Source organism: Microbacterium sp. MRS-1, from assembly GCF_000585455.1.
GTDB lineage: Bacteria > Actinomycetota > Actinomycetes > Actinomycetales > Microbacteriaceae > Microbacterium > Microbacterium laevaniformans.
This window is the reverse complement of record NZ_JAUF01000096.1, coordinates 1-9213: the sequence shown is the minus strand read 5'-3', so window position 1 is coordinate 9213 and position 9213 is coordinate 1. Positions and strand designations below refer to the sequence as shown.

16 protein-coding genes are annotated in these 9213 nt (G+C 64.1%); 14 read left to right on the top strand and 2 right to left on the bottom strand.

Annotation, left to right across the window (positions count from 1 at the left end):
* A partial coding sequence (locus tag AS96_RS15820) for a hypothetical protein (protein WP_231477281.1) occupies positions 1 to 183 on the bottom strand: 183 nt, incomplete at its 3' end.
* A 65-nt stretch (positions 184 to 248) separates the two neighbouring features.
* Here AS96_RS15820 and AS96_RS13780 point away from each other — a divergent pair.
* The 8 genes from AS96_RS13780 (at position 249) to AS96_RS13750 (ending at position 5666) form a co-directional block, all read left to right on the top strand.
* Positions 249 to 725: a hypothetical protein gene (locus tag AS96_RS13780; protein ID WP_036290927.1), complete on the top strand. Its 477-nt coding sequence runs from the start codon at positions 249 to 251 to the stop codon at positions 723 to 725.
* Positions 726 to 760: 35 nt separating this feature from the next.
* On the top strand, positions 761 to 1126 hold the full coding sequence (locus AS96_RS13775) for a DUF3846 domain-containing protein (protein WP_197017313.1): 366 nt from the start codon (positions 761 to 763) through the stop codon (positions 1124 to 1126).
* An 18-nt stretch (positions 1127 to 1144) separates the two neighbouring features.
* On the top strand, positions 1145 to 2344 hold the full coding sequence (locus AS96_RS13770; protein ID WP_036290922.1) for a hypothetical protein: 1200 nt from the start codon (positions 1145 to 1147) through the stop codon (positions 2342 to 2344).
* An 83-nt stretch (positions 2345 to 2427) separates the two neighbouring features.
* Positions 2428 to 2649: a hypothetical protein gene (locus AS96_RS14790; RefSeq protein WP_051498896.1), complete on the top strand. Its 222-nt coding sequence runs from the start codon at positions 2428 to 2430 to the stop codon at positions 2647 to 2649.
* A 185-nt stretch (positions 2650 to 2834) separates the two neighbouring features.
* A complete protein-coding gene (locus AS96_RS13765) occupies positions 2835 to 3077 on the top strand; it encodes a hypothetical protein (protein ID WP_155947601.1) in 243 nt (80 codons plus the stop codon).
* A gap of 60 nt (positions 3078 to 3137) precedes the next feature.
* A complete protein-coding gene (locus AS96_RS13760) occupies positions 3138 to 3815 on the top strand; it encodes a hypothetical protein (protein WP_036290918.1) in 678 nt (225 codons plus the stop codon).
* A 100-nt stretch (positions 3816 to 3915) separates the two neighbouring features.
* On the top strand, positions 3916 to 5283 hold the full coding sequence (locus AS96_RS14785) for a hypothetical protein (protein WP_051498895.1): 1368 nt from the start codon (positions 3916 to 3918) through the stop codon (positions 5281 to 5283).
* Positions 5280 to 5666 (top strand): hypothetical protein, encoded by a 387-nt coding sequence (locus tag AS96_RS13750; RefSeq protein ID WP_155947600.1) that lies wholly within the window; start codon positions 5280 to 5282, stop codon positions 5664 to 5666. Before AS96_RS14785 ends, AS96_RS13750 begins: the two co-directional genes overlap by 4 nt.
* 3 nt (positions 5667 to 5669) lie before the next feature.
* Here AS96_RS13750 and AS96_RS13745 read toward each other — a convergent pair whose 3' ends face one another.
* On the bottom strand, positions 5670 to 5939 hold the full coding sequence (locus tag AS96_RS13745; RefSeq protein ID WP_155947599.1) for a hypothetical protein: 270 nt from the start codon (positions 5937 to 5939) through the stop codon (positions 5670 to 5672).
* Between the two features lie 428 nt (positions 5940 to 6367).
* Here AS96_RS13745 and AS96_RS13740 point away from each other — a divergent pair, with 428 nt between their 5' ends.
* From AS96_RS13740 to AS96_RS15815, 6 genes are all read left to right on the top strand, one after another.
* Positions 6368 to 6985 carry a recombinase family protein gene (locus AS96_RS13740; protein ID WP_036290912.1) on the top strand — a complete coding sequence of 206 codons (618 nt, stop codon included), beginning with the start codon at positions 6368 to 6370 and terminating at the stop codon, positions 6983 to 6985.
* Complete coding sequence (locus AS96_RS13735) at positions 6982 to 7350, top strand: hypothetical protein (protein ID WP_036290910.1); 369 nt, start codon at positions 6982 to 6984, stop codon at positions 7348 to 7350. The genes AS96_RS13740 and AS96_RS13735 overlap by 4 nt, the downstream gene beginning before the upstream one ends.
* A complete protein-coding gene (locus tag AS96_RS13730; RefSeq protein WP_036290908.1) occupies positions 7347 to 7724 on the top strand; it encodes a hypothetical protein in 378 nt (125 codons plus the stop codon). Before AS96_RS13735 ends, AS96_RS13730 begins: the two co-directional genes overlap by 4 nt.
* Positions 7725 to 8183: a hypothetical protein gene (locus tag AS96_RS13725; RefSeq protein WP_036290906.1), complete on the top strand. Its 459-nt coding sequence runs from the start codon at positions 7725 to 7727 to the stop codon at positions 8181 to 8183.
* Positions 8180 to 8761 (top strand): hypothetical protein, encoded by a 582-nt coding sequence (locus AS96_RS13720; protein ID WP_036290902.1) that lies wholly within the window; start codon positions 8180 to 8182, stop codon positions 8759 to 8761. Before AS96_RS13725 ends, AS96_RS13720 begins: the two co-directional genes overlap by 4 nt.
* Before the next feature lie 46 nt (positions 8762 to 8807).
* Positions 8808 to 9213, top strand: a 406-nt coding sequence (locus AS96_RS15815) for a hypothetical protein (protein ID WP_231477280.1), incomplete at its 3' end; no start/stop codon positions are given.

The following is a 9213-nucleotide window of genomic DNA, read 5'->3' as shown; positions in this document are numbered from 1 at the left end:
TCTCGCGACACACCTCAAGGATCGCCCACCCGCCCCACAACAGCATTTAGCAACACGGCCTAGGCCGCAGTGCTCGCAGAGCCAGGCGTCCAGCTTCGGATGCGGGATGAGCAGATGCAGGCAGCTCGTGCAGCGCGGAAGCGCGAGGTCGAGCAGTTCGTCAGCCCCATCGAGTCGGCTCATGCCGAGAAGGTACTGCGGGGGATGGGCGTGCGTGCGACTTTTCCACAGGTCGATAGGTTGAGTACGTGACCGACGAAAATCTGCCTGAGTTGCCGCCTAAGAAGACGACCTGGAGCGCGGATATCAGCGCGCACAAGGGTGCCTATATTGCGAACGGGGTCGGTTTACCTTCGCTCGTAGTCGGCTCATTCATGACAGCGATGCCGCCGATGGGGTGGCTCTGGCCAGGACCGGTCCTACTGAGCGCTGCCGGTATCCTCATCACTGCTGGGTTCGTGAAGTATCAGAAGGCTGATTCTGACCGCACGGACGAGAAGCTCCGCCAGCTTCAGGCGCAGGTGACTGAGGCGCTCAAATCCAACACGCGGGCGACAGCCGAGCTGGAGGCAGCAGCTACCAACCTGGACGCCGCCCGCGACGCAGTGAGCACCGCAGCGGAGGCGCTTCGTGCGAGCGTGACGCCCGCAGACTCGGAGCATCCGCAAGCGCCGACCCTTGGCAATCGCCTCCGTGTTCTCCTGAAGCGGTGGCTCCCGAGCTGACCGTCGGAGGTCAGCCGTAGCCTCACCGTATGCCGGTGGGAGCGTTCATCATCCGACCTGATTCGACGCGAGCTGAGGCCATCGACCTGGTCGCGGACCCTGGCGGCTCGACGCATCTCACGGCGCTACGGAACGCGCTTGATTGCCGCTTCGTGGACCGGGTGACACTCGAATCGGACACGGTGGACGCGTGGCTGGACGATGAGTATCTCTACTCACAGGCGGAACCGAATGAGCTGGGTACGAATGTTCTACGCGCGTACGGCGTGGACTTCGGTGACGGCATGCTTCTCGGGTCGGTCATCTTCGCTGGTCACGATGGCGCGGGGCGTATGCGCTCGCTGACCGAGCGCGAGCAGGCTGTTCTTCGCAACGCGGTGCGGCAGGCACGCGTGATGTGATGCCAATAGTGTCGATATGTGGCACGAGACATCGACGACCTCTCAGGTGCGGAGCTTCGGCGGATTCTCCGCGAGATGCTTCACACGAACTCTGACTATGCAGGCCGGTACTCCCTCCTCCTGAGAGTCCTTGACTCGGAGAGCGAGCGACGCAGGGGAAGCGTTCTGAGCGAGGCCGATGTCGCTGAGGCTTACATGCCGGTCTATGAGGCGATTCGTGACCTCGGGGATGCTACAGACCGCGGTCCCGAACTCGAAGCGGAGGCACTGTTCTACCTTCAGCGCGCCGAGGAATCGTGTGACATGCATCGCTCCACTGCGCCTGCTCCGCCGTCAGACCTTGACGACTGGATAGACCCTACGCGGCGACTGACCCGGCGTGACCTTCATGAACTTCAGCAGCTCTTCACGCGAGTTGTCGAAGCCACGCGGCTGCCTAGCTTTGACTGGGAGGCGCATTGGCTGAACAGCCTGGTGCTCGCCGACGATGAAATCGCGCCCGACTTCCCGGCTCGCGAAGCAGTGAGCGACGAGTGGGCTTTCCTCATACACGAGAGCGGATGGCTCGCTTCTGACGAGCGCATCGCGCCCGGCATTGCTGCTTACGTCGGAACACTGATGGGGCGAGCCGCTGTTCTCGGTCGCCAAGCGGCCGAGATGTTCCACGACGTGTACCGCGAGAAGGTCGTGACGCATCTCGGCGTCGAAGCCGCGTTCGCGCTCACCCGGATGGAACTTGAAGTCATCGGGCGCGCCCGCGCAATCGTCGTCCCGACGCTCCAAGGGCAGCGCGTGAAGGCTTACGTCGCGGCACGGCTGTACGACCTTGGCCTCGCGGGCAAGATGACCGGGGCTGAGGCCGATGAGATTGCCGAGCTGACAGCCCTCATCCCGACACTCGAAGAACTGGATGGCGAACCGGAGGTGTTCCAAGACCCGCCTCCGAAGCGCACTAAGCCACCCCTGAAGCGGTGGACCTTGAACGCCGGGGCTGCGGCGCGGTGGCTCCACGCGAGCAAGAAGGGGCCAGACCTGTACTGGAAGCTCAGTGAGGCTGTTCATGGAGGCGCGGTCATCGAGGAGGCTTGGTTCGCCAACGGTGAGGCGTTCGGTGTGGAGCTGGTGCGTCGCTGCGGCGAGAACATGCGCTCCGAACTTACGGAGCTGAACGCGGCGTATCTCCGGTACGCGACATATGGCAGGATGAACGCGGGGTAACGCTCCCCGACCTGTAGAGGACTGTTCCCAGTCGCCGGACTTCGGTGGCTGGGCCGCTCTCACTACAGGAAAGGACGGCCACCATGGCTAAGAGCGCCCACCCCATCATCGAGACGAACGTTGTTCGACTCAGCGGTTCTGCACTCGTGCGGAACCAGACTGTCAAGCGACTCCGCGAGTACGGGTATAGCGACGAGTACATCTCAATGCAGATGAACGTGTTCGACTTCCTCGGGGCGGACTCGACGTACTTCATGAACTCCTCGGTTCCGGGGCGTCAGGTCGTCGAAGTCTTCCGCCCGTGACGACAGCGGCCGGACCTGTGAGCAATCGCAGGTCCGGCCTTCTTTGTTTCTGGCGTCTGTCAGAAGTCAGTCTCGCCATATGTGGCAGGATGAGTGCGGGGTAACTCATCTGACCTGTAGAGGAATGTTCCCGGTCGCCGGACTTCGGTGGCACGGGCCGCTCACTACAGGAAAGGACGGCCACCATGGCTACGAGCGCCCCCACAATGAACTCTTACGAGTTCGGAAACTACTCCCTCGATTCGAGGGAGCAGGTCGTCAAGGAGCTTCGCGGCTTCGGGTTTATGGATGAGGTCATCCAGACCCATCTCGACATCGTGGATGCAGACATTCGCAGAATCGGGCTGGGCGGATGCGTCCTCCTGAACCTCTGCGTCACTCCGCCAGTCATGGTGACAGTGCGCGGTGGGAAGTTGGCGCGGCGCTGACGAGAGTCAGGCCCAAGAGCAATCGCGGGCCTGACTCTTCCCGCGTAACGACAGGATGATGTGGAAGACCTCACTCAGACGCCCCGCAACGAGCTACGGCGTGCGTTGAGGCAGCTCGACGACGCGTTCGCAGTTGAGCCTGACCCTGCCGCGCCGTACATCGAACTGATGCGGCAGCCGGTCATCGCCGCGATGACGCCAACGAAGGCCTACGCGCAGCTTCACACGTCATTGAACGACTCCGCCGACGCCCTCGACGCACTCGCTGGGTTGCGGCCGACACTTCAGTTCCCTCATCTTCGGTCTGCCATCGAAGCAGGGACGATGCTTCGATATCTGACTGAAGACCCCGACAAGCTCTATGACGCGTATCTCCTGGTTCTTGACGCAGACTGGAGAAAGCAACGTGACACCGCTGAGCGCCCATTCAGTAAGGCCTACCAGGTGCGGACCGGCAACGAGCCGCCGACGCGCTACTGGACGCACTCTGCGCAGCTCACGTACTGGCGACGCAACGACACGGATACCCGTGTCGTCTCTGAGCTAGAGAAGACATGGGGGAAGCTGAGTGCCTACTCCCACGGCTCGTTCGTCGTCACCGGATGGGGCGAGGAGGAAAGCTGGGGAATCGTGCAAATGGACGTGGACCTCGGCGTGTCTATCTGGGCGCTGGCGGAGCTTGTCACCGTGTGTGCGCGCCAAATCATGACCGCGAAAGGGCATTCCGCTTCGTCCTAAGAAACCCGTGATACAGTGTCAGATGTCACCTTCTCTTGTGGCAGCCCGATATGAGGCATCAAGAGAAAGGGACGAGTGAGACCTCACCTCGTCAGACACCATGAACGCATCGAGCAACGCAAACGCGTACATCACGTTCAACCGCGCAACCGCTGAAGAACTCGCTGAGTTCGACGAACGCTGGGCACCGCACGTAGCTCAGTACGGCGACCGTTCCTACAAGGAACTGCGCACGCTCCACGAGCGCCGCGGATTCTGGGCAGCGGGTGACCCGAACCTCGACGGCATCGACGCGCGAGGATTCGACTGCGAGTTCATTCACATTCGAACCGGCGAAGAGCGCGACGAGGCTGGTTACGACTGGCGCGGCTTTGACGAAGACGGCTTCAACGAGGACGGGTTCAACGAGGCAGGGTTCAACCGGCAGCATTTCGACCGCGAGGGCTACAGCGAGCTGGGCTTCAACATTGCCGGGCTTCGGCGAGATGGCTACAGCGAAGCCGGATATGACCGAAACGGCTTCGACCGTCAGGGGTACAACCGCGACGGACGCGACCGAGCGGGGTTCGACCGCAACGGACTCGACTGGCGCGGTTTCCTCCGAGATGGGACGCACCCTGAGACCGGTACTCGCTGGGATAAGCACGGACTCGACCGAGATGAAAAGGACGCGGACGGGTATCGGTACGGCCGCTGGGACGACCAGGGATACGACCGTGACGGCTACGACCTGGCTGGTTTCGACAAAGACGGCGTGCGTCGTGATGGGTCGGTGCGCGATGCTGATGGATTCGATGCCGACGGCTACAACGAGGATGGGTATGGCCCGGAGTTCTCGTCTGACCGAGACCGTCCAGAGCGGTTCCGCGACCGGCGCGGTTTCGGTCTGGACGGCCTGGACGACAACGACCGCAACCGACACGGCCACTTCCAGGGCAGTCGCGGTGAATCGCTGTGGTGGGTGTCCGTTAAGTCGCAGCCGTGGTACCTGCCCACGAATAGCAAGAGCGAGGTGAGCACTGGTTTCCCGTACACACGGAGCAATGTGCGGCCCGACGACATCCACTTCGACTGCACGTACGGTCCCCGGCGCGGCGCCGGAGTCGTGATTCATGGGCGAAACCACCTCTCACTTCACTTCCGCGCTCGTGAGCTGTTCGTACTGGGTCAGCGACTCGCTGATGACCGCGCGCAAGGAATCGAGACACCCCACATGGCGTCCGACGTGAAGACGTGGGTTGACAATCTAGAAGCGCTGCGCGGTGAGGCCATCGCGGCCATGCCTTACAGGCACCTGAGCTATGAGCGACGCGACCGGCAGATGATGGCGCTCGCGCTTCGTGCGGGACTTGGGTACGCGCAGCCGACGCGGCGTGAACTCATCGAACTCGGCTACGAGGAGAAGGTGCGGCACTACGCGCCGACCCTGAAGTGGCGGAAGCGTTCGACGCTCGGGAGTGCGGCATGAGTGGTGAGTCGAGTTCTCACATCATCGCCGGGCATGTCTATGCGGCTGCACTCAACACCGGCCGGTCTCACGCGCGGTCCGCGGTGTCATCGGCGCTCGCCCTGACGAAGAGCGCGGGTGTACATCTCGATTCGTCCGTGTTCCTGCGGCTTGCACTCAGGGAACTCGACGCGGTCGAGGATGCCCAGTCTCAGGCTCGCCCTGAGGAGAAGGAGCTGGCGCGCGCCATGACGGATGAGGGGAGGAGCTACAACGAGGTCGAAGCTGTATTGGAGTACCTTCGCGCGGCGGCGCAGCAGAACGTCAACGCGGAAGCTGTAATCCACGACGCGTACGCAGACTACGAGGCCGCTCATGCGGACCCATCGTTGGATGCGTTCTAGAGGTCAGCCGCGCCGCACGGCCCTCAGTAGCCGGAGGGCCAGCTCGTCCATCCGGCTACCGTCGCCCCACAGCTCCGCCGCACGTTCGTCGGACACCGGCCAGGGCTCGCTGCCCATCGCATCAAGGTGAGCGCGGGCCTTGGCCATCGTCGCGGCCGTCGCCTCGGACCATCGGTCCGGTCCCGAACCCGCGTAGAACGCAGCCACAGCCTCGCGGAGCGTCCGGAACGGTGACGGTGCGCTCTCGCGTCGCCGCTGCTCCACAAGCTCCATCAGCGCCGCCTCAGCCTCGGCGGGGGAGTCGCCGAACTTCCTGAGTGCGCGGAGCTTCCCGGTCGCAGGGTCATGCCACTGCGTTGTCGCTGCGAACGGTTTCGGCGGGGGAATGGCGGACCACGCTGTGACCTCGCGCACGCGGACAACGCCATGCTCTCCGGGCGGGATGGCGGGACGTGGTGACACGTGACGAGACTACTGCGCCACATGGTGACATTTGACAATCTATGCGAGAGTGCGATACATATACATTGTCATTCGTCACCGAGTGCGGCAGAAGTTCAGAAAACAACTGGCGGAGTCGCGAGCTGACTTACGCCGCTGACATCTGGTGGTGAACGAATCGGCTCCGCGATGACGGTGCCGACGGGCCACAGAAGAGCGGCCAAACCTATGACATTTGCCGGGAGAAACGGGGTCGAAAAATGAAGCTCGGATACGCACGCGTCTCGACCGCACAGCAGGACCACGCTCGTCAGCTCGCCGCGCTCGAAGCCGCCGGATGCGAGAAGGTCTTCACCGACAAGTGGACTGGAGACTCCGCGCTCCGCGGGCGCTCCGGCGGCTCAGAGCTGATGCAGCACGCCCGTCACGGGGACCGCATTGTCGTGACCGAGTTGGCCCGAGCCGGACGCCGCCCTGCCGCCCTGCTCACTTGGCTCGACCAGCTCGCTGAGAACGGCGTCGAGTTCGAATCGCTGAGTGAGGGCATTGTCATCGTGCCGGGGGAGAGCAACCCTCTTGGGCGTCTGCTGGTCCACCTGCTCGCGGCTGTCGCTGAGTTGGAGCGCTCCGTGCTCCTCAGTAGGGCGGCAGCGGGCCGGGAGGAGGCGATGAAGAAGGGTGTGCGTTTTGGACGGCCGGAGCTTCTCGACGCCGCATCCAAGACTCGCCTAGTGCGCCTGTACAAGGCGTCGCTCGCCGATGGCCTCAGCGCAACGGCATCAGCTCGCGAGACAGGGAGAGCCTTCTCTGTTTCCGAGCGAACGGTCTGGCGCGTCGTCAAGGCTGCTGAGCAGTCGAAGGCGGGTGCCGCCGCGTGAGAATCCTCATCGACTCCACCGCCGTCGTCCTCGACAAGCGCGTCCTCCACCTGGTCGCGGGCGCCGACGACGCGCGCCGCATCGCAGCCGAGGGTAGTCCTGACGCCTTTCGCATCGGCCTGGCCGCGCTCGAACGCCTGTGGCGACTCATGGAACAGCACGAGGTTGTCGTCTATGTGCCGTTCTCCGACCTTCAGCGGGGGACCGGCGAGTACCTGCGTAAGCAGGGCGTGACCGTCACCTGGCGCACATGGCGCGAAGAACGGGAACCGGCGGATGCCGCGGTCGTCGCGCAGCGCGGACTCGACCGGAGCGCAGACTTCGTGCCGCCGCTGCACCTGTATGAATGGGATGTGCCCCGATGACCGAATACGCCGTCACCATTGCTGCCGAGTGCATCGCGCTACCCCTCGATGAGCACACCGACCTCGCGACCATCGCGCAGGCGCTCGCGCATCGCGACCTGACCGCCGACTTCGCGCCCTTCGCGATGAGCGTCATGGCCCTTGACGGGCTGCTGATGCTCCGCGACAACGTCGCTGAGGTCGGCATCTACGTCCCCGAGCACCAGGCCGCGCGCTACGCCGACCTCAGTCCAGTGCTCGCCGGGTGGGGCATCCACATCGTGCACCGCTACTCCGGCATCGTCGTTGCGCCTGACTTCGCCGCGGTCACCTGCCCGCCACTGCGCTTCGCACACGACATCGCATGCCGTGCGCTCGACCTCGTGGGGGTGTGAGTGGGACTCATCATCGTCGAATCGACCGTCGTCGCGTATGCCGCTCAGCCGCGCCTCGCCGCATGGAAGCGTGGGCAGCTCCAGCGGCTCATGGAGGTCATCGTCCGCGAACACGATGAGCTGCTGGAAGCCGACGGTGCGGTGTACTCCGCCACGGCGCTTCACGCTCTCACCTACGCGCGAGCCGCGGGTGCCCAAGTCGCCGTCTACACGCCTCAGCACGAGGCCGGGGCGCGGCGGTTCTTCATGTATCAGGGCATCCCGCTCGTGCAGGAGACGTGGACACACCTCGTGGAGCGAAACCCCGGCGCCGCCTACCTGACGACCGTTCTACTGAAGCGCAGCGCGCCCCTCGACGTGCACCCCCGCTTCAGTCCCACTCGCCTCACGCACCTCGGGCTGACACCGCTGCACGTCGCTCAGGCTCTCGACCTACTGAACATCCGGAGGCCCGCATGACCACAGTCTTGGCTCTGCACTCGCGCGCCATCTGGGCGCCGCACCCTCGCGCGCCCTTCGATATCGCTGAGCGGCTCATCCTGGAGCAGTGCGGCGGTTTCGTCCGCCTCGGCTGGGGTGCTCACGTAGCCCTTTCCGACTGGGAGCAGCGGCTCAGCCGCCTGTACGCCGCGGTCCCGCACGACCGAGTCGTCATCTTCGGGCACAGCGACACCGACCACGTCGCGATGACCCGGATGGGCGTCGTTCCGCATCAGCCGCTCCGGGCCATGGTCACGGAGTACGACGCCGACGAGATGGCCAATGGAATCGCTCGGCTCGCGGATAAGGACGGGGACTACGACGAGCTGGTCGTCGTCATGAGGGCGCCGTACGGTGACGAGTTGCCGACCGAGATGCGGCAGCGACTGGAATGGCTCGTGCCGACCGGTACGCGGGTCCGCGGTCATCTCGTCGATGAGCGCTTGGGTGCCTTGGAGCGTGATTTCGTGGACCTTGGGGGATACGGGCCACCCGAGGCGGAGGAGCTGCTCAGCATCCTCGACTGGCGCCCGCTCGACACCGACGAGGCGGTCTGAGCTAGCCGCCTTCACCGCGCGAAGGCTCAGCCGCCTACACGTCCGTATGACACGACACCACACCTTCATTCACGTCTCCGCGCTCGTGCGCGGACCGGTCGGACCAGAGAGCTTCACAGAAGGAGAATGGGCGCCGCCCGCCGCGACCGTCGCTGAGCGCGAACTCGTCGCGCGTCTCGGCGGTTACCGCGTGCACCCGTTCGGCGGAATCACGCTCGGCGATGCGCAGACCCGCGAAGACCTTGCATTCCTCGACGACGTGACGCTGCTCGCTTTCCGCTCTGAGGCTGCACGTCTCGAAGTCGCCCAGAGCCTTTTCGGACGCTCCGTCACCACCTCCGTCCCCGGCGCTGACTGGGACCAGCGTCACACGCCCACCGTTCTTGCAGACCTAGGCCGTGTTGCTAAATCCATTGCAAGGCTGCGGAGAGGCAGAGCCCGGCTGCGTATGA